This window comes from Flavobacterium sp. AJR, from assembly GCF_002156885.1.
Classification (GTDB): Bacteria; Bacteroidota; Bacteroidia; order Flavobacteriales; family Flavobacteriaceae; genus Flavobacterium.
Genome location: NZ_NCWQ01000005.1, coordinates 57,365 through 77,694 on the forward strand (window position 1 = coordinate 57,365; position 20,330 = coordinate 77,694).

Below are 20,330 nucleotides of genomic sequence, written 5' to 3' on the forward strand. Positions count from 1 at the left end.
TATAATTTATATTAATTATTGAAATGATGAAATAATGCGATTATGACGAAAAGTGCTGGTACTACTACCGCAAATCCATAACCGAATCTACTTAAAGATCTTGAGTACTTATTGTTCATTCCCATAGATTGAAGAGAAGAACTGAATCCGTGCCAAAGGTGGAATCCTAATAACACAAAAGAAATACAATATAACCCAGTACGAATTGGGTCATGAAATTTATGAACTAACTCTCCATAATATCTCGTAGCATCTGGTGCTGTACCTGCAATGTATTTGTAGGCAACTTCAGGAAACCAAAAATCATAAAAATGCAATCCTAAGAATGCTAAAATAACCAATCCAGAAATAATCATATTTCTAGAACTCCAAGAAGCATTAGCCGCTCCATTGTATTTTGCATACGCAATTGGTCTTGCAGCGCTATTTTGTAAAGTCAAAACAAATCCCATTACGAAATGGAAAATTACCCCGATTGCCAAAACTGGTTGCATTACATATTGAATCAGCGGATTGTATCCCATAAAGTGAGAAGCTTCGTTAAAAACATCTTTACTAATAATAGAAATAAAATTTAAAGAAACATGCAGCGCTAAAAACGTGATTAAGAATATTCCCGAAAGAGCCATAGCCACTTTCTTTAAGATGGAAGCATTCAATAGTGCAGATTGTGCCATAAGTGTTTAAGTAGTTTGTTTTAAAAAATTATACAAAAATAACTCAAATAGACATGAACTACAACCATTTCGTTGTTATTTATAATGATTTTAAAGAGTTTTAAATGATTTTATTGCAAATTATTTAAAAACAATAAAATACATTTTCTCTAAAGGTTGTTTTAACAAAATCCTGCTTTTTATATAATTACCAAATTGTTATTTTTTCTAACATTTTAATTTGTTTTCCTCAAAAGTATCCCAAAACCGAATTTTATCCTTTTAAAACAATTGAAGTTTGATCGCTTAATTTTACCTTTATCGCCTCAAAGAAACCAGAATGAAAACAGGAATTGACGCTATTACATTTGATGTAGCCAAAATACATTTACCTATAAAAACATTGGCAACCGCCAGAAATATAGAACCCGAAAAACTAGAAAAAGGCTTGGGTTTAATTAATATGACGCTTCCAGACACTTATCAGGATACTGTAGTTTTTGGAGCAAATACCTTAACCAAATTAATAGAAGACAATAAAATCGATTTAAGCGAAATTGGTCGTATTTATGTTGGAACCGAAAGTGCCATTGATAGTTCTAAACCTATTAGCTCTTTCTTGATTGCTTTGATGGAACAGAAATTTGGAGAAGATACTTTAGCCGAATGCGATGTTGTCGATTTTACATTTGCTTGTATTGGCGGAGTTGACGCTTTGCAAAACTGTATCGATTATGTAAAATTAAATCCGACTAAAAAAGCCATTGTAGTTACTACCGATTTTGCAAAATACGATTTAAATTCAACTGGAGAATATACTCAAGGTGCCGGAGCTCTTGCAATGCTTGTAACTTCAAACCCTAGAATTATTGCTTTCGAAAATAATTGGGCAACAAGCACAAAAGGCGTTTTCGACTTTTTTAAACCATACCGTACTATTTCGAAAGAATCTATAACAGGAAATGTAACCAATGAATCTTGGTTTGACAATCTTGAAGCCGAAATAGAAATCCATAAGGACCAACCTGTTTTCGACGGACAATATTCGAATCAATGTTATATGGATCGTACTCGAAATGCTTATTTTTCGTTTAAGAAATTAAAAAACACTTCAGAGACTGTTTACAATTCCTGGAAAAGTATCATCATGCACTTACCATACTCTTTTCAGGGACGCAGAATGTTATCAGAAATTTATGCTTTAGACAGCGAAACTAAAATTATTTCGGGAGATGAATCCACAACTGAATATCAAAATAAACTAAAAGAAATAAGCAAATCCGAAGCATACAAAACTTTTGTTACTGATAAACTGCAACCTGCTGAATTAGCTTCTTCTTTAATAGGCAACCTTTATACAGGATCAATTTTCATGGGATTATTATCGACTTTGGCTCATTTTTATGATACCAAAAATGAAATTTCAGGAACTCAATTCGGTTTTCTAGCTTACGGAAGTGGATCTAAATCGAAAGTTTTTGAAGGAACAATTCAACCTGAATGGAAATCTGCTCTTACTGAAACCAAACTTTTTGAGACTTTAGAAAAAAGTACCGAAATTGATTTTGAAACCTACGAGAAGCTTCACAAAAAAGAACAAAAACAAAGCATCCGAACTCCCAAAAACGAATGGGTTCTGGATAGAATCGAGAAAGAAAGCCCAAACTTAATTGGGGCGAGATATTATAAATGGGTTGATTAAAATTCCAATTTAATTAAATGCGTAGAACCTTTGTCAAAATTTAAATTTTTGATAAAGGATATATTTATAGACAATCTTGTCATTGCGAGGAACGAAGCAACCGCCCTAACAAAACCAACCAGTGGTAAATACAAAGGGAGATTACTTCGTTCCTCGTAATAACTTTACAACTACTTCATTTTGAAGCATTACCTGTAGATAGTAAACTTATTATGTGTTAATCCAAAACCTAGATTTTCATAAATCAAGACATTTTCTACTCTTCTGCGATTAGTAGTTACCTCAATACTTTTTAGATTATTCTGATCGGCGTAATCCAATATTTTTTGTATTAATTGTCGCCCAATTCCTTTACCTCGATAATCTTTATTGATGAAAAATTCCTGAATTTCACCAACTAATCCGCAATGATGCAAAAGATTTTGTGTGTGAAAACTAATAAAACCTACACCTACATTCTCATTTTCTGCTAGCAAATACAGATTGTTTCGGTTTGAAATATTTTCATTGAATATTTTTGCAAAAACTCCAAAATCTAATATCCCATTTTCAAGCTCGCATATCGATTTGTAAACAAAATTTAGGTCATCTTTTTCAACTTTTCTGATTTTAATTTTTGACTCCATAATCTTTTATTCTTTTTGAGAGTCCCCTTCTAAACCAATACGTTCAAATTTAACCCTGTATTTCTCAACATAATTACGCCACTCTTCTTTGTACTTTTCATTATTATAAACAGAAAAAGCATAATCAACTATTTCTTTACTGAAATGGTTTCCAAAAACAGTATCCAAATATTCTATTCCAGAATCAACTACTTGTTTTAGAATAGATAATTTATCAATTCTATTTTCTTTACAAGCCTTATCAAGCCATAATCCTCTTCCAATTTTCACATATTCTTTGAGCAAACTTTCAGTAACAAACTCAGAAGGAACATCATTAATATCCGGTTGATGTTTTCCGTTCTTGAAAATTAACAAAATCAATTCTTCAGAATAATATGCTGACGGAATTAATCTTAACATTGTTCCCTTTTCAGCCGCTTTAAAACAAAGTTCTTTTGTTATAAATTCATCCGGAATAACTTGAATTGCAAAACCATCTTTACCAACTAATTTATCGCAGAATTCAAAAGTTATTAAGTTCTCATCCATAAATGACAAAGCATGATAACTAATATTTAATGCCAAATTACAAAGTTCCTCGGTTTTAAATTCTTTCGGAACCAATTTAAGATCTCTATAATTTGATAAAACACGACCGCGCCAATATTCATACGTTTTTGCAGGAGGATTATTTTGTTTTAAAATCAATTCTCCAAATTCTAATTCTCGTTTTAATTCTTCGAAAGTTTCTATTAATGGATTATCAAGATGTTTTCGCAATTCTATTGAGATAATATCTTCTCCTGAAACTTCATCGTATTCACATTCGTTTTTAGCATCAAAATCATCTGTTTTATCATTATAATAAAACAAATTATTTTTACGCTCCACAAATGTTGTATAATGATCTTCGACTATAAATACTGGCGCTTCAATAAGTCCTGTGCATTTAAAATTACCATGATTATAAGAAGTCATTACAACTTCCTTTGCCTTAACATTACCTATTATTTCGGTATAAGCACCTCCTAATAACAAACTCTGACAAGTAACATTCCCGTTAATATAAATGTAAGGACCATAATCTCCTTCGGCATTTATAATTGTTCCATTGGTAGAGAAATCTCCGTTTATTAAAATTCCTTCGATTCTTCTTGCATCAATATCTTTTAACGGTAGATTTAATACATTCGTAAGCCATTTTTTCTCTTTATCCTCATAAAGATCTAAATAAAAATTACCTTCAAAATTTACATTTCCGTTTGCTATAAGAAAGAAATCCTGATCTTCCCATTCTTCAAAATAATCGAATCCTTCTCGCTCTATCAAAAATGGATATTGCGATTTGACTTCTTTTATTGTTATTAATTTAAAATCTAACTTATTCATTTTTTACTGCCTTATTTTAAATATATTCTAGCGTATGCATTAATAAATTAACACTATCTATTTCGTGTTTTCTTCTAGTTTCATTTCCATAATTGGCATGAATCTGTCTTTTATTGAAGTTTCGAATTCTCCAACTTTTTCAAATCCGAGTTTCGAATAAAATGCTTCTGCATTTGGCTCAGAATCGAGCATTACTTTTTCAAATTTACCCTCTCTAATCCTACTTAAAAAATCGTCAATTAGATATTTTCCGAATCCTTTTCCAATATATTCTGGTCTTATAAATAAGTTGTCCAGTATTACATTCTGTTTTTCTTCAATAAAATAGGAATAATAACCAATGGTTAAATCTTCGCTTAGTAACTTAAACACATCATTATCTTTAATATACTCTTCGGTAATTGTTAGATTTTTATCCCACTGTAAAATCTGTTCTGCTGAATATCCCCAATATGCTTTTGACTTTTTGGTTATTTCTGTTAAGATTTCGTGGTCGGTTATATTTGCTTTTTCTATTGTCATAATCTATAAATAGTAAACTTATCTTTTATAAAACTAAAACCTTGATTTTCATAAATAAGAGTATTTTCAACTCTCTTACGATTTGAAGTTACCTCAATACTTTTGATTTTACTTTATCATACCTTTCAACCATTCTTCAATCGATTTTGATAAAAAATTTTCATTTGAAGAAAACATTTTTTTTATTGTCAATTCTTCTCCATGAGTACAACCTGAACATATTGTTACTTTTTCATTACTAACTTTATTCTTTTCAATTTGATTTAATTCATTTTCAGTTAACGTAATTAATCTTTTTTGCAAAAGTCTTTCACAAATAACTGTTGCCAAATATTTCTCTGCGGTTTTTATACTGTAAAGCTTTTCTTTTACACGTGAATATTCTTTCTTAACGAGGATTTCTGAAATTTCTTTAACTGGTTTAGACTTTCTTCCAGAATAATAACAAGCAAACCCCACCAAACTATTTTCATCAATTTTTTTAGGTGGTGGTGGCGGAAGCGGAACTACAAACTCTTCTTTCTGTTTTTGTAATACTTCCTTCTCTTTATTTTTATTACAACTAAAAGCAATACAAAGTATTATAAAATATAGAATTCTTTTTTTCATTTTAAATGTGTTTTTTTTTATTACTACTGCCATTCAATTGTTATGAATTTTGAACAATCGTTTCTCATATCATCTTTCCAATCAACTAAAATAGCTGAACCTCCATTTCTAATCTCATCTTTAATGATTTGATATGCCTCACTTGCTCCTTGAGGATCTTGTCCCGCCAAGTCAAAAACAATATTATTTGTCTTTGACAAAGTCGAATATAAACTAAGTAATTTCCTTGGATTTCCTGCAAGCGTATTTACTTTTATTCTTTTAGTAATCCACTTGGTTTCATAAATTTTAGATGCAAAGTTATTTTTTAATTCTGCATTTTTTCTCAAATATTCTGCAACTGAAACAGGGCAAAACAATCTCCTAAACTTTGATTCCTTAAAATGCTTTACAAAAGTTAATGGCTGAAAAACATTTACATTATCATTCTTTGTTTTCCCCGTAAAAACATCAACCAATTCCATTTTTACATCATAATAGTTAGTTCCACCATGAATATAAATTACAACTATTTCGCCCATTCTTAATTCGAATGGAGGTATAAAATATTTATCCGTTCTTATTCCCTTACTCTCAATTATCACTTCTGTTATTTTACAAATTGGCACAACTGTTTTATATCCATGACAATGTACAAAATCATATAATTAATTCAATCATTTATCTTTACAAACACAATTTCCCACAATACTGAGTTCGCGTGAGGGATAGAGGCGGCATCCTTTTATGAAGCGATAGCGGAGTAAAAGATATAGCCGAAAGCCCGACCCGGAGGGACACGCCATTATTAAGAATCTAAGTTGATAAGACATCAGAAAAGCAAGATTGCGCGAGTGTTGTGTAAACAAAAAACCTCAAACAAATAAGAAAATTTTAATAAACCAAACCAATCTAGTATTTCTAAAATTAGTATTTTTGAGTATTCAAAGTATAAAACTAAATTAATATGAAATATCATCAAATAAACAGCTCTCTTTTTATAAAAAATCGCGAAAAATTCATGGCTCAAATGAAGCCTAATAGTGTAGCGGTTTTTAATTCAAATGATATTTACCCAGTTAGCGCCGATAGCACATTACCTTTTGCTCAACATAGAGACATTTTTTACTTAAGTGGTGTAGATCAGGAAGAAAGTGTCTTGTTGCTTTTTCCAGATGCTCCATACGAAAATCAGCGTGAGATTTTGTTTTTGAAAGAAACTAATGACCATATTGCTGTTTGGGAAGGGGAAAAACTTACTAAACAACGCGCATTTGAAGTTTCGGGAATTAAAACCGTTTATTGGTTACAAGATTTCCATAAGATTCTGAACGAAATGATGACTTATGCCGATACTATGTACATTAATACTAATGAGCATTATCGTGCAACTGTTGAAACTGAAACTCGTGAAGCTCGTTTTGTAAAATGGTGGAAAGAAAGATATCCAGCACATCAGGTTGCAAAAAGCAACCCTATATTGCAACGCATTCGTTCGGTAAAAGAAAGTGAAGAAATCGATTTGATTCAGCACGCTTGTAATATTACCGAAAAAGGTTTCCGAAGATTATTGTCTTTTGTAAAACCTAATGTAACGGAATACGAAATCGAAGCAGAGCTTATTCACGAATTTATTCGTAATCGTTCTAAAGGTTTTGCTTATACTCCGATTATTGCTTCTGGAAATAATGCAAATGTTTTACATTATATCGAGAACAATCAACAATGTAAAGCTGGAGATTTAATCTTACTGGATGTTGCTGCCGAATATGCTAATTATTCTAGTGATATGTCGCGTACTATTCCGGTTTCAGGTACTTTTACAGCGCGTCAAAAAGCGGTTTATAATGCTGTTTTACGTGTGAAAAATGAGGCTACAAAAATGCTTACTCCTGGAACACTTTGGAAACAATATCATATAGAGGTTGGAAAAATAATGACTTCGGAATTATTAGATCTAAAATTAATAGACAAAGCCGATGTACAGAATGAAAACCCTGATTGGCCAGCTTATAAAAAATATTTCATGCACGGTACTTCTCACCACATGGGATTGGACACGCATGATTATGGATTGTTACACGAACCTATGAAAGCTAATATGGTTTTTACGGTTGAACCTGGAATTTACATTCCTGCTGAAGGTTTTGGTATTCGATTAGAAGATAATGTTGTAATCCAAGAAACTGGAGAACCATTTAATTTAATGCGCAATATTCCTATCGAAGCTGATGAAATAGAAAGCTTAATGAACGTTTAATTCAGTTCACTAAATTCATAAAATAAACGGCTTTCAGAAATGTTAGCCGTTTTGCTTTTCCTTACACAACAAACCGCTATTTTTGCAACATTAAATCTATCTCATTGAAAAATATTCTTTTTAAAAACACCAATATTTCTTATTCAGACACAGGAAAAGGAACCACAATAGTCCTACTTCATGGCTTTTTGGAAAATAAAACTATGTGGAACCACTATGTTGATGCATTCTCTAAAAATTACCGTGTTATTACTATTGATTTATTGGGTCATGGGAAGACCGAACCTCTAGGTTACGTTCATACCATGGAGGATAATGCTGATGTAGTTAATGAAGTATTATCTCACCTTGAGATTAATAAAGCCGTTTTTATAGGACATTCTATGGGCGGATATGTTGCTTTGGCTTTCGCCGAATTATATACCGAAAAGGTAGAAGGTTTGGTTTTATTAAATTCTACATCTAAGCCCGATAGTGCTGAACGAAAACTAAATCGAAATCGAGCTATTAAAGCCGTTAAACAAAACTATCCCGCATTTATAGGTTTAGCTATTGGAAATTTATTTAGCGAAAACAATAGAGAAAGACTTGCTACGAATATAGAACTCGTAAAAGAAGAAGCCTTAAAAACTCCACTTCAGGGGATAATTGCATCCTTAGAAGGAATGAAAATAAGAAAAGACAAGGAAATTATTTTACATACTAATCTTTTCCCGATGTTATTAATTTTAGGAGAAAAAGACCCTGTTTTAAATTACGAAGAAAGTATTTTACAAATAGAAAATACAAATGTATCTCTCGTTACTTTTCCTGATGGACACATGAGTTCCATAGAGAATGAAACAGAATTAACTGCTGTATTATTAGATTTTTTTAAAGGGATTTAAATCATCTCAGGACTTAAATATCCTTTTTCGATCAGTTCGTTTTTATCTTTTACATGATTTAATTTTCCATCTTTGATTAAAACCAATCTTGTCGAAATACTAATTACATTTCTGTAATTATGATCGGATATTATGATTCCCTTTTTAGACGAATTCATGATAATTAATTGATTTACTTTCTCAATCATCAAAGGAGATAATCCGTTATAGGGTTCGTCGAGTAATACAAACTTTGAAGAGTTCTCTAATACAAGTTTTATTTCGAGATAACGCAATTCGCCTCCTGATAAATGAGCAATCTTTTTGTCGGTTATTACCTGTATCATTTCGTCATTACAAAACGAATCAATCCTTTCTTTTGCAATCGAAAGTCGAATTGCTTTTTTAACAGAAAAAACATTAGGAATAAAATTATCTTGACTCAAATAACTTATTTCATTCATTAATTCTTTGATCTTGATTTTCATAACTCCATCAATTCTAACAAACTTAAAATCCGCCGGTATAACTCCGAAAATAATTTTAAGAAAAGTAGATTTACCTGAGCCATTTCTTCCCAGAAGCCCAATAATATCATTTGTTTCGCATTGCAAATAAACATCGGAAAGAATTATTTTCTCACCAAAAGACTTTTTAACACTATCAATTTCTAAAATATGTCTTTTCAAAATAATCTATTTATTAAATTAAAAACAAAAATTCCTGATATTAGAAAAATCAGAATAAAACACCAAGAATAAAACCAAAGAACACCCTTGGAAAGTCCATTATTGAAATAAAATAAGTACTCATTTTTAGAATTAATTTCTTTTACCGCTAAACTTATGGCAAAACCAAAACTCACAACCGAATAATTAAAGAGAAGCAATCCTCCAAAAAGTAAAGGCAAGATACTAACAGCCAGATTAATCGCTATTGTACTTTTAAAAAACTCAAAAGCATTCCCTAACTTCTTAATTATTCTCATAATATTTTCTCTTCAAAAGGAATTGCAATATCCAATATTTCGTTGAGCAACAATACAATTTGTTCTAAATAATTATGCATTATTTCATTGTTAATAATCATATTAACATCCTTTTCTTCTTTAAATCCAAAAGGCAAAAACCCTGATTTTAAATTCTTAAAAGAAATAATTCCAGCTTCAATAGGCAATCCTTTGGCATTATTCTCATACATAAAAGCATATGCTAAAACCTGAATAATTTTGTCGTTTTTTATATCAGCCGTAAGTCCGTCCCAATTCTTAAGAACAACATTTGCTTTTTCGACCTTGCCAGTTTTATAATCTATAATTCTAAGTATTCCGTTACGTTGTTCAATTCTATCAACATTTCCTTTTATCAAAACAGGGAAAGGTAAACTTGGATGCGTTAATGTTCTTTCAAAAGTTTCTTCGATTGCCAAAATCTTAATCGCATCACCATCTTTAATACTATCAAGCTCAACTTTTAAGAAATTAGAAACATTACGCTTAGCAACTTCAAAAGCCAAAAGGTTACGTCCTTTTTTAATCTCTCCCTCTTTGTAAACTACCTTAAACTGTTTCAATACTTCAGCATCTAATAACTTGAAACAATTAGCAATATCACTTTCTGAAATAAACTTTCCAATAAAAGGCTCGTAAAGCGCTTTCAACGTTTCGTGAATAATAGTCCCTAAAGTATTTAAAGCAATATTCTCTTCAACCTCTTCGACTTCACGAATTCGCAATATCTTTTGAAAATAAAATTGAATTGGGTTTCGAATATAACTCGTTAATGCCGATGGTGAGAATCCTGTAGTAGCTATTTCCTTCAATCGTGTCATTACAGCTTCAGATTTCGGAATAACCATTGGCTGATAAGCCGTTTCTGGTAAAACTGCATTATAAATTTCCTGAGTCAAATTATGTTTAGGCTTTTTTTCGACTTCTAGTTGTGTTATAAAACGACTTCTTTCTCCCGCATCTAGTCCTTCACTTTCGGTATTATATAGTAAATAAATATTCTTGGCACGTTGCAACAAATGATAAAAGTGAAATGTATAGATTGCATCTTTTTCTTTAAAGGTTGGTAAGCCTAATTCGCGTTTTACATCATAAGGAATAAACGAATTCATAGATTTTCCTGCTGGAAATTTTCCTTCATTCATAGAAGTGACTATAACGGTATCAAAATCTAGTACACGACTCTCTAAAACTCCCATTATCTGTAAACCATTTAAAGGCTCTCCTTCAAATGAAACTTCAGCAACATCAATAACCTGCTTATAAATAGCATACAGCGTTTCTATCTTATCGATATGTCCATGTTGAGAGTAATAGTTAATTAATTTATTGATTACTTTAAAAATGGCAAAAACAAATGTTTTAGCTATTTTATCTTCTTCATTATCATTACTTAAATTCTCTTTTATTACAAGTAAGAGAGTAGAAATATTATTTAAAACAGCTACAGAACCTGAATCCCATTTCTGAAAAAGTAATAAAAATAAATCCGAAGGATTCTCATTAAGTTCAATGATTTTAGAATGGGTTATAAAAGTATAATTATTCTGATTTATCTTTTTTACCAACTCTTTTACATTTGCAAAAGGTTCTACTAATGGATGAGTCAATATATCTAAAACATCTTTGTAATAAAAAACATAAGATGCTCCATTTCTAGACAATGCATTAGTATGCATTTTAAATAACTTAGCAATTAAAATTTGTGTTGGGTTATTTTTACTAGAATACCCCATTGTAATATTTAAAGCTCCAACTGTAGATGGCAAAGCATACAAAAGCGGAATCAATAAATTTTCATCCCCTAATACTACAGCTACTTTATCTAGCGAAGAACCTGGATTATTTGTAATTATTTCTTCAATTATACTACCTGTTATTTTAGCTTGCCCAATTGTTTTTGGTGTTCCAATAACTTGTATATTTTTAGATTGAGAAAAATCATCAAATATCCACTCAAAATCATTTGCTTTATAATGTTTCCAGTCTTGTTTAAAACGTCGCACAAACAATCCTGCATCATGATATGGATCATTCAAGAATACTCTGTCAATATCCCAATATATCTTAGCCTGATCCGAAGCAATTAAATGTTGAATAATTTTTTCTTCCGAAGCATTTAAAGCATTAAATCCTGCAAAAACAAAATGTTTCCCCGGAACTGAATTTGTAAAGTGATTTATATTATTAACAGCCTCTCTATAAATCAATCCTTGATATCCGATTTGTTTATTCAACAAATGAGTATACAGCGATTCATAATAATTAGGTAACAGTTTCCAGAAATCTATATAATTCTCTAATAATTGTGTTTTGTTTTCAACCTCAATTCCCCACTTTTTGATATCCTCAATGTCTTTAAGATAAGAAAGAACATGAGAAGGGTCTAGTAGATACCTGTCAATCTCGTTAAAATCTTGTAATAGTGTTTTTGCCCAGTTCGCAAACAGTTCAAAAGACTGCTGATTCTGTTTCTCAGTAACAGATAGGTAAACTTCATAAAACTCAAACAACAATTCAATAGAATCAATAGAGCGCACAGAAGCTATATCTTGGATAAAGTCTTCTATACTAATTATTTTTGGGCTAATAACTGTACTAGTAATTTGTTTTTTTAAAGCTTCAATAAGAAAAATTTTAGCTCTTTTATTCGGCAACACAATTGTAGTTTCGGCTAATTTACCCGAATAGTTTTCAATAATAACCTTTGCAATCTTATCTAAAAAGTAAGTCTCTGTCATTGTATAAAAATAAAAAAAGCCATTCAATTAAGAATGGCTTTTTAAAATTATTTAGAAAAGTAAATTACAATTTACCTTCATATTTAGAACCTACGTGTCTAATTTCAGTTCTTCTGTTTTCAGCTCTTCCTTTAGCAGTTTTGTTACTTGCTACTGGTTGAGATGAACCGAATCCTTTAGCAGTTAAGTTTGCTGGATTAACACCTCTAGCGATTAATGCGTTCATTACAGCATCAGCTCTTTCTTGAGATAATTTATCGTTAATTTTTGCAGAACCTGTACTATCTGTGTGTCCTTCAATGCTGAATTTAGCATTTGGATAATCTTTAAGGATTTCTTTGATAGCATCTAATCTAACTGGAGTTTGAGCATCACCTTTTTTGAAAGTAGCTTTTCCAGTATCAAAGAATACCGCTCTAGCTTGAACTTTAAGATCATCTAATACAGCAGTAGTTACTTCTGGACAACCTCTGTTACTAGCTGGACCAGCTACAGTAGGACAATCATCATCTTTGTCAAGTACACCATCTTTATCAGCGTCTGGCCAAGGACATCCACCGTTTTCTTTAGGACCTGCTACAGTAGGACATTTGTCATCTTTATCAGCAATACCATCACCATCAGCATCTGGACAACCTTTTAAAGCAGCTAAACCAAATACGTCTGGACAAGCGTCATCTTTATCAGCAACACCGTCTCCGTCTCTATCAGGACAACCGTTTAAAGCAGCTAAACCAAATTCAGTAGGACAAGCATCACTTGCGTCAACGATTCCGTCTCCGTCAGTATCAGGACATCCGTTGAATTGTTTTAAACCAGCAACATCTGGACAAGCATCATCTTTATCGTAGATTCCGTCTCCGTCAGTATCTTTACCTCCGAATTTGAAAACGATACCAGCAGTGTGTTGGAAAACAGATCTGTCAGTAGCTTTAGTTTCGTTAGGAGAAACAGCCCATTTGTATTTTGTAGCAAGCTCAAGACCAATAGATTCAGTAAACCAAAAAGTTACTCCAGCACCTGGATTAACTGTACCAAAACTACTATCTCCGAAGAAAGTATAACCTCCACCTACAGTTAACGAAGGATCGATTACTTTAGATTTGATTAATTCTTGGAAGCTATATCTAATAGTAGCATCAATTCCATAATACATCAAATCACCAGGATTAGTTACAACATTTCCTCTTGAATCATGACCTGGAGCTGTTGGAGCAAAAGTAACTAATTTATCAATTTTGTTCACAGAACCTTGCAATCCTACAGAAAAATTACTACCAACGTATCTAGATACACTAATATAAGATACAGAAGGAAGAATATTCCAGTTGTCTTTCACTGCGAATGGCTGAGAAAAGTGTTGATCAAAGAAACCGCTCCCTGCACCAGAACTGGTTCTAGTGTCAACGGCATTAACTCCAAAAGAGATCGCCCATGGATTGTTACTGTCTTGTGCGTGAGAAGTTAAACCCATCGCCATCATCACAGCAACTAAAAGTTTGTTAAGATGTTTCATACTTAATTTATTTAATTACAATTTAGTTAATTATAGACAAAAGTAATGCGTAAATTTTTAACTACAAAATGAAATGTTAAAAAAAAGCAATAAGAAGTGTAAAAAGTGGGAATTATACAACTTTTAACATTTTACCTACTTTAACAAAAGCCGCTAAGGCTCTGTCTAAATGGTCTTTAGTATGAGCTGCAGATAACTGTACTCTTATCCTTGCTTTTTCTTTAGGAACTACCGGAAAAAAGAACCCAATTACATAAATCCCTTCCTTTAGAAGCTCATTTGCCATATTTTGCGATAATTTTGCATCATATAACATAACTGGAACGATAGCCGAGTCTCCATCTATTATATCAAAGCCTGCTTTCTTTAAACCTTCTTTAAAATAATTAGTATTCCACTCTAATCTATCTCTTAATACAGTATCTTTTTCTAAAAGCTCAAATACTTTAATCGAAGCTCCAACAATTGCAGGCGCTAATGAGTTTGAAAACAAATATGGTCTTGATCTTTGGCGTAACAATTCTACAATCTCTTTTTTAGCAGTTGTATATCCTCCCATAGCTCCACCTAAAGCTTTACCAAGTGTTCCTGTAATAATATCAACCCTACCCATTACTCCTTTTGCCTCTAGAGTACCTTTTCCTGTTGCACCAATAAATCCAGCAGCATGACACTCATCAACCATAACCATAGCATCATATTTATCTGCTAAGTCACATATTTTATCCAATGGAGCTACAAGTCCATCCATAGAGAACACTCCATCTGTAACAATTAATTTAAAACGGGTTCCTGCAGCATTTGCTTTTATTAGTTGTTGCTCCAAGTCTTCCATATTACTATTTTCATAACGATAACGAGCTGCTTTACACAAACGAACTCCATCTATAATAGAAGCATGATTTAAACTATCTGAAATAATCGCATCGTTCTCTCCTAATAAAGGCTCAAAAACACCACCATTAGCATCAAAAGCTGCTGCGTACAAAATTGTATCTTCTGTTCCGTAAAAATCAGCAATCTTTTTCTCTAATGTTTTATGAATATCTTGCGTACCACATATAAAACGTACAGATGACATTCCGAAACCATGTGTATCCATAGCGTCTTTTGCAGCTTGAACCACTTCTGGATGCGAAGACAATCCTAAATAATTATTGGCACAAAAATTCAAAACCTTCTCTCCTGTAGAAATTGTTATTTCAGCATCTTGAGCAGAAGTTATTATTCGTTCTTTTTTAAAAATTCCGTTTTCTTCAATAGTTTGCAATTCATTCTGCAAATGCTCTTTAATTTTTCCGTACATTTTTATTTATTTAATATGTTAAATTTTAACAAGTTAGCCTGATTCTTTTCTTTAACGTCTGATTAATTTTTTCACAAATTTACTACAACGATATCGGTTCCTATATACACCAATGCTTTTTTTAACACTTTGAAACCCATATTTTCAATAGCATCCTGATATTCTTGTAACTGTTGTATGTATTTAGGATTACTCAAACCTGTTTTATAATCCAAAAGATAAGCTTCTCCTTTTGGAGTAATAACTACCCTATCAGGCTTCAATGTCTTTCCTGCTTTCTGGATTATTGTTTCCTCATTTAAAACCCTATTACCTTCCTCAAAACAAATACTGATTTCTGAATGATTTACAATTTCCTTAATCGTCTTTAAAACTATCTCTTTTTGCTCAAATACAATTAGCCCATCTTCTAATGCTTTTACAATCGCCAAATCAACATCTGATTTATATTTTACAAACGCTAAGATTTCATGAATCACATTTCCATAAGATATAGCTTCCTGCTGATGCGTTCCCCACATTAATGCTTCGCGTTGTGCAATTTTAATATTCTTTGGATTTAAAACTTCCGAAACTAGCGGAATCGTCTTTGTAAACGAAGAATGTTTATCTCCCGAAGATAATTTTACTGAATTTCCAAATTCATACTCCAATTTACTCTCATCATAAACCCCTAGATTAATTAAATGTTTTATAAAAAAAGACGCCATATTACCTGGGAATTCTCCATCTTTTCTAGGCTTTATTTCCTGAGAAATAACATATAATTGCTCCTCAGCACGAGTCAAGGCAACATATAAAACATTTACATTATCAAGTAGTTCTTCTTGTTTTTTTGAATTAAAAACAACAGCGGCATCTTCTCCAAAACCAGCTACCGCACTACTATTATCTATTAACACTTTTGGCAATCCAAAGTCTGACTCCTCCGCATTTAACCATAACTTATCTTTTGGTTTTCGACTATAATCTTCTTCTGCAAAAGGCATAATTACCACTGGAAACTCTAATCCTTTTGATTTATGAATTGTCATTATACGAACAGCATTATTCCCCTCAGGAGACGGAATACTAAATTTCCCCGCATTCTTATCCCAATAACTTAAGAAATCCGAAATACCTGCTTGATTCCTAATATCGCGTTCCAAAACTATATCAAGAAAATATTGCACATAGGCATTATTATATTCCAAACGCACAAATTTAGAAACGATAGTTTCAACGGCTTCATAAAGTGATTTCTTTCGAATATTTTCAAACGAAAGCGAAATATCAAATTTCTCTAACCATTTTTCAAAAGCAGCTTCATTTCTCTCAGCCATTCCTTCGGCTATAAAGTCATGAACAGGCCTTTTAATCTCAATATTCTTAGTTAAGAAATGCAAAAAATTAGCTTTGGCTTCTAAGTCTGCATTGTTATTCAAATACTTTAATAAATGAATAATCAATCGAACTTCGGTTGCATTCTGAATCATCAATGTTTCTGATGATAATAACGGAATATTTTGCTCTGTGAGATAATTTGCTACAGCAATACCCTGATCTCTTTTACGAGTCAAAACAACAATATCTTTATACTCAAACCCTTCACGCAGTACTTTCTGGATTGTATTTAAAGTCGCTAAAACATACAAATCAGTTTTCTCCAGAGCATCATCATCATCAATTTGTTCATTTTTATCAATTACCGGAAGAAACGAAATATTTACATAACCGCCTTTCTTCGCATTTGTCTTTTGATAACTATGATTCTCATATAAATCTTTATAATCTGCATTTTCAAACTCTGAAGAGATTAATTTAAAAAAGCCATTATTGAATTCAATAACCTCACTATAGCTTCTGTAATTAGTATCTAAATGTGTTATTTTCTTATCTGGATTATTAAACGGATTTAAATCCTTACTTAATTCAATAAACTGCTCCGCTTTTCCCCCTCTCCAACGATAAATAGATTGTTTCGGATCTCCCACAATCATCAAAGTTCCTTTTACCCCATAATCATCTTGCCCAGAAAGGGCATTATCAATTAGCGGAATCAAATTCTGCCATTGCATTTCGGAAGTATCCTGAAACTCATCAATAAAAAAATGACGGTATTTTTCTCCTAAACGTTCATAAATAAAAGGCGCAGGTTGATTTTGGATTTCGCGATGAATAATTGCATTGAACTCAGAAATAGACAAAACATTTTGTTCGTTCTGAATCTTTTCTAACTCATTGCTTACTGTATTCAGCAATGACAATGGCGTAATATTTTTAAGAAACGCTTTGTAGAAATCCCTCTTTTCGAAATTTTTATAGATCTTATCCAGAATTTGAAGTAATTCTGGAATAATATTTTCTATTACGGCTTTGTCTTTGGCCGTTTTATTAATTGCAATATCATCAAACTCATGAAATGTTTTATTCTTGGGATTAAACTTCCCATCTCGAATGCTCTCCAGATGATTTGGAAATGTTCCTCTTGAAAAAGATTTTAAATCGATTCCGTTTTTCTCAATTAACAAAAGAGCTTCAGTTGCAAAAACAGCATTTTCTTCCTCAAGATTTTTACACAAATCCTTTAGCTTATTTTTTATCTCAACAAACTCCCCAATTGATTTATCATGAAAATGAGTAATCTCATTTCGATTATTTTCATTTAAGATTAACCTTCCTGTTTCAAGAATTTCACGAGAAACATCCCAACTTTTATCATCGTCGGTTTTCTCCATCGTAAAATCAATCAGCAACTTGGTCAAAGTTTCATCTTGTCCCGCTTGTGCAATAATTGCATCGACTGCCTCTATGAGTAAATTTTCTGTATCCAGAGTTACCTCAAAAGTCATAGGTAAATTTAAATCATGCGCAAAAGCACGAATCACTTTGTGGGTAAATTTATCGATTGTAGAAATATCAAAAGCAGCATAATTATGAATAATATGCTTAATGATATTTTGTGATTTTGTTTTTAATTCAATGATTGAAAGGCCAGTTTCCCTCGCCAAATCCTCCATTAAATCTATCGCTTTCGCGGAAGGCTCTTCTTTGGCAAACTCAGATAAGCTACCTACAATTCGGCTTTTCATCTCATGAACTGCCTTATTTGTAAAAGTTATTGCAAGAATATTGCGATACGCATCATTTTTAGGAGCCGAAAGTATAATTTTAAGATATTCCTTAACTAGGGTATATGTCTTTCCTGAACCTGCGGATGCATCATATATAGAGAAGGAAGGTCTTTGCATTTTTTAATTTTTTCGAACTGTAAAAATAAAACATCCCGAGAACTATTCGGTTGCAAAAAACTAAAATTCTATAAAGTAAAATTAATTAGTGCTTATTAAATGCTTTTTTATTAAAAACAATTAAAATACCAACACCTGTAGAAATTGCCATATCGGCAAAATTAAAAATTGCATTAAAAAATTTAAATTGTTGTCCACCCCATATTGGCAACCAAGTTGGTAGATTTCCTTCCCAAATAGGAAAATACAACATATCTACTACTTTACCATGAAACCACGTTCCATAATGTTCTGGAGCAAATAGTGTTGCTAAGTTGTTATAACTGTCATCGAATATTACACCATAAAAAACAGAGTCTATAATATTTCCTGCAGCTCCAGCCAAAATTAAAGCAATAGCGACAACTAAATATGTTGAGCTTTGTTTTTTAATAGAGTCATATAACCAGTATCCAATACCAAAAACAGCAAAAATCCTAAAAACGGTTAAAATCAATTTCCCGTATTCTCCTGGTATTTTTGTTCCCCAAGCCATTCCTTCATTCTCAATAAAAAGAATCTTAAACCACTTAAAAACCTCCACTTCTTCGCTTAAAACGAAGTTGGTTTTTATATAAATTTTAGAAAGCTGATCAATAAGTAAAATAATGAAAATAAGTAAATACGCTTTTCGTAGTGACATTTTATAATTTTTTATTGGCGCAAAAGTAACAATTAAATCAAAAAAAACGCCCCCTTAGGAGCGTTAATTATTTCGTAACAAAATGTTTCATTATTATTTTCCATTATTTCTAACTGGCTTAGATCCTTCAGAAAAAAAACTTGAGATTGAATTGAACAATCCTTTAGCTTCTTTTTTCCCATCTCTAGTCTTAACAATATTACCCTGTGCCTTTTTTGCTTTGGCAACATTCAACTTAACCCTTATTTTATCAAATTCCCTTATTCTACTATCAACATCCGACTTCACATCTTTAAACTTCAACACTTTAGCCATAACGTTTTATCTTAAATTAATACTTACTTAATCCTCCATTCCTTTCTTACAATAATACGCAAAAATTTTATATTTTTTAAATAAATTAACGAGATAACACATGATAAAGCTATGAATTTTTAATTAAATTAGCTTAATCAATTATTTTTTAACAACTCCCCAAATCTCCACACAATGAATGAAATCACTTCCATGCTAAATGAGTTTTTAATTCAGACTAAATCAACATCGGCACTTATATCGGGTACAAAAGGAAAATTGATTACCTCTTTACACTTAGAATATAGTGACAGTGTTGCCGCAATGAGCGACGCAATCCTATCTATGAGCGACAAATTCCTTAATGACTTAGACAAAGGACTACTTAAACAATTATACCTTAAAACCACCAATGGAGTCGCTGTAATGAACAAAATAAACAATTCTCATAGCATCATCGTTTTCTCTAATGATGGTAGCAATCTCGGATTATTTCTGCGCAATATCGATGAACTAGCCACTCAGCTTAACAAAAACAGTCTTTTAAAATAATTAATAACCAATAAATCCCCAAAAATTATGAGCAACGACTTTTTAAATGTTTTTCTAACCGAAATGAAAACAAATGTGAATGGTTTTATAGCTGTAGCTGTAACCGAGATTGAAACAGGACTTAGTTATGGTAATTTAAGCATCGATTCGGCATTTGATCCCGAATTAGCTTCTGCATATAACCTTGAAGTAGTTAAAGCTAAATTAAGCGCTGTAAAGGCCTTAAATTTAAAACAAGATATCGAGGATATCTTAATTACGCTTACCAATCAAATTCACATTATTGATATTTCACCAAATAATAAATTCATGGTTTATCTAGTCGCAGACTCTACAAAAGCCAACTTAGGAATGACAAGAGCTGTTTTAAGAAAATACAAAACTGATTTGGAAAAAAATCTAGCGTAAC

The 20,330-nt window shown here is 31.8% G+C and carries 19 protein-coding genes; 5 read left to right on the forward strand and 14 right to left on the reverse strand.

The features are described 5' to 3' along the window. Window positions 1-11: 11 nt before the first annotated feature. A complete protein-coding gene (locus tag B8T70_RS02375) occupies window positions 12-677 on the reverse strand; it encodes a succinate dehydrogenase cytochrome b subunit (RefSeq protein ID WP_039113117.1) in 666 nt (221 codons plus the stop codon). Between the two features lie 319 nt (window positions 678-996). Between B8T70_RS02375 and B8T70_RS02380 the strand changes: the two genes are divergently transcribed. Next, window positions 997-2,358, forward strand: a complete 1,362-nt coding sequence (locus tag B8T70_RS02380; protein ID WP_086893776.1) for a hydroxymethylglutaryl-CoA synthase family protein — start codon at window positions 997-999, stop codon at window positions 2,356-2,358. 188 nt (window positions 2,359-2,546) lie between these two features. On the opposite strand, the gene B8T70_RS02385 is transcribed toward B8T70_RS02380, so the two are convergent. The 5 genes from B8T70_RS02385 to B8T70_RS02405 form a co-directional block, all read right to left on the reverse strand. Beyond that, window positions 2,547-2,984, reverse strand: a complete 438-nt coding sequence (locus B8T70_RS02385; protein ID WP_086893777.1) for a GNAT family N-acetyltransferase — start codon at window positions 2,982-2,984, stop codon at window positions 2,547-2,549. 6 nt (window positions 2,985-2,990) lie between these two features. Then, complete coding sequence (locus tag B8T70_RS02390) at window positions 2,991-4,355, reverse strand: polymer-forming cytoskeletal protein (RefSeq protein WP_086893778.1); 1,365 nt, start codon at window positions 4,353-4,355, stop codon at window positions 2,991-2,993. Window positions 4,356-4,412: 57 nt separating this feature from the next. After that, window positions 4,413-4,877: an N-acetyltransferase gene (locus B8T70_RS02395; protein ID WP_086893779.1), complete on the reverse strand. Its 465-nt coding sequence runs from the start codon at window positions 4,875-4,877 to the stop codon at window positions 4,413-4,415. A gap of 108 nt (window positions 4,878-4,985) precedes the next feature. Next, window positions 4,986-5,519, reverse strand: coding sequence for a hypothetical protein (locus B8T70_RS02400; RefSeq protein WP_086893780.1), 534 nt, complete (start codon window positions 5,517-5,519; stop codon window positions 4,986-4,988). Further along, window positions 5,510-6,007 carry a hypothetical protein gene (locus tag B8T70_RS02405; protein ID WP_123912059.1) on the reverse strand — a complete coding sequence of 166 codons (498 nt, stop codon included), beginning with the start codon at window positions 6,005-6,007 and terminating at the stop codon, window positions 5,510-5,512. The genes B8T70_RS02400 and B8T70_RS02405 overlap by 10 nt, the downstream gene beginning before the upstream one ends. A 425-nt stretch (window positions 6,008-6,432) precedes the next feature. On the opposite strand from B8T70_RS02405, the gene B8T70_RS02410 reads away from it, so the two are divergent. Beyond that, window positions 6,433-7,725: an aminopeptidase P family protein gene (locus B8T70_RS02410; protein ID WP_086893782.1), complete on the forward strand. Its 1,293-nt coding sequence runs from the start codon at window positions 6,433-6,435 to the stop codon at window positions 7,723-7,725. A 104-nt stretch (window positions 7,726-7,829) separates the two neighbouring features. Next, on the forward strand, window positions 7,830-8,612 hold the full coding sequence (locus B8T70_RS02415) for an alpha/beta fold hydrolase (protein ID WP_086893783.1): 783 nt from the start codon (window positions 7,830-7,832) through the stop codon (window positions 8,610-8,612). Here the strand turns inward: B8T70_RS02415 and B8T70_RS02420 are convergent. The 8 genes from B8T70_RS02420 to B8T70_RS02455 form a co-directional block, all read right to left on the reverse strand. Further along, the gene (locus B8T70_RS02420; protein ID WP_086893784.1) at window positions 8,609-9,280 is read right to left on the reverse strand and encodes an ATP-binding cassette domain-containing protein; all 672 of its coding nucleotides are present in this window, start codon (window positions 9,278-9,280) and stop codon (window positions 8,609-8,611) included. The two genes, B8T70_RS02415 and B8T70_RS02420, sit on opposite strands and share 4 nt — an antisense overlap. Beyond that, on the reverse strand, window positions 9,277-9,579 hold the full coding sequence (locus tag B8T70_RS02425; protein ID WP_086893785.1) for a hypothetical protein: 303 nt from the start codon (window positions 9,577-9,579) through the stop codon (window positions 9,277-9,279). The genes B8T70_RS02420 and B8T70_RS02425 overlap by 4 nt, the downstream gene beginning before the upstream one ends. After that, complete coding sequence (locus B8T70_RS02430; RefSeq protein WP_086893786.1) at window positions 9,576-12,341, reverse strand: PD-(D/E)XK nuclease family protein; 2,766 nt, start codon at window positions 12,339-12,341, stop codon at window positions 9,576-9,578. The genes B8T70_RS02425 and B8T70_RS02430 overlap by 4 nt, the downstream gene beginning before the upstream one ends. A gap of 64 nt (window positions 12,342-12,405) precedes the next feature. Continuing rightward, window positions 12,406-13,857 (reverse strand): OmpA family protein, encoded by a 1,452-nt coding sequence (locus tag B8T70_RS02435; protein WP_086893787.1) that lies wholly within the window; start codon window positions 13,855-13,857, stop codon window positions 12,406-12,408. A 112-nt stretch (window positions 13,858-13,969) separates the two neighbouring features. Next, window positions 13,970-15,163: a glycine C-acetyltransferase gene (gene kbl, locus B8T70_RS02440; RefSeq protein ID WP_039113135.1), complete on the reverse strand. Its 1,194-nt coding sequence runs from the start codon at window positions 15,161-15,163 to the stop codon at window positions 13,970-13,972. A gap of 71 nt (window positions 15,164-15,234) precedes the next feature. Continuing rightward, complete coding sequence (locus tag B8T70_RS02445; protein WP_086893788.1) at window positions 15,235-18,393, reverse strand: exodeoxyribonuclease V subunit beta; 3,159 nt, start codon at window positions 18,391-18,393, stop codon at window positions 15,235-15,237. 85 nt (window positions 18,394-18,478) lie between these two features. Further along, window positions 18,479-19,075 carry a lipoprotein signal peptidase gene (locus tag B8T70_RS02450; RefSeq protein ID WP_039113137.1) on the reverse strand — a complete coding sequence of 199 codons (597 nt, stop codon included), beginning with the start codon at window positions 19,073-19,075 and terminating at the stop codon, window positions 18,479-18,481. 93 nt (window positions 19,076-19,168) lie between these two features. Continuing rightward, complete coding sequence (locus tag B8T70_RS02455; RefSeq protein ID WP_086893789.1) at window positions 19,169-19,390, reverse strand: hypothetical protein; 222 nt, start codon at window positions 19,388-19,390, stop codon at window positions 19,169-19,171. Window positions 19,391-19,564: 174 nt separating this feature from the next. Between B8T70_RS02455 and B8T70_RS02460 the strand changes: the two genes are divergently transcribed. Both B8T70_RS02460 and B8T70_RS02465 read left to right on the forward strand, forming a co-directional pair. Next, the gene (locus tag B8T70_RS02460; protein ID WP_039113139.1) at window positions 19,565-19,921 is read left to right on the forward strand and encodes a roadblock/LC7 domain-containing protein; all 357 of its coding nucleotides are present in this window, start codon (window positions 19,565-19,567) and stop codon (window positions 19,919-19,921) included. A gap of 27 nt (window positions 19,922-19,948) precedes the next feature. After that, entirely contained in the window at window positions 19,949-20,329 is a 381-nt protein-coding gene (locus tag B8T70_RS02465; protein ID WP_039113140.1) for a hypothetical protein, read from the forward strand. The last annotated feature ends 1 nt before the right edge of the window (window position 20,330 follow it).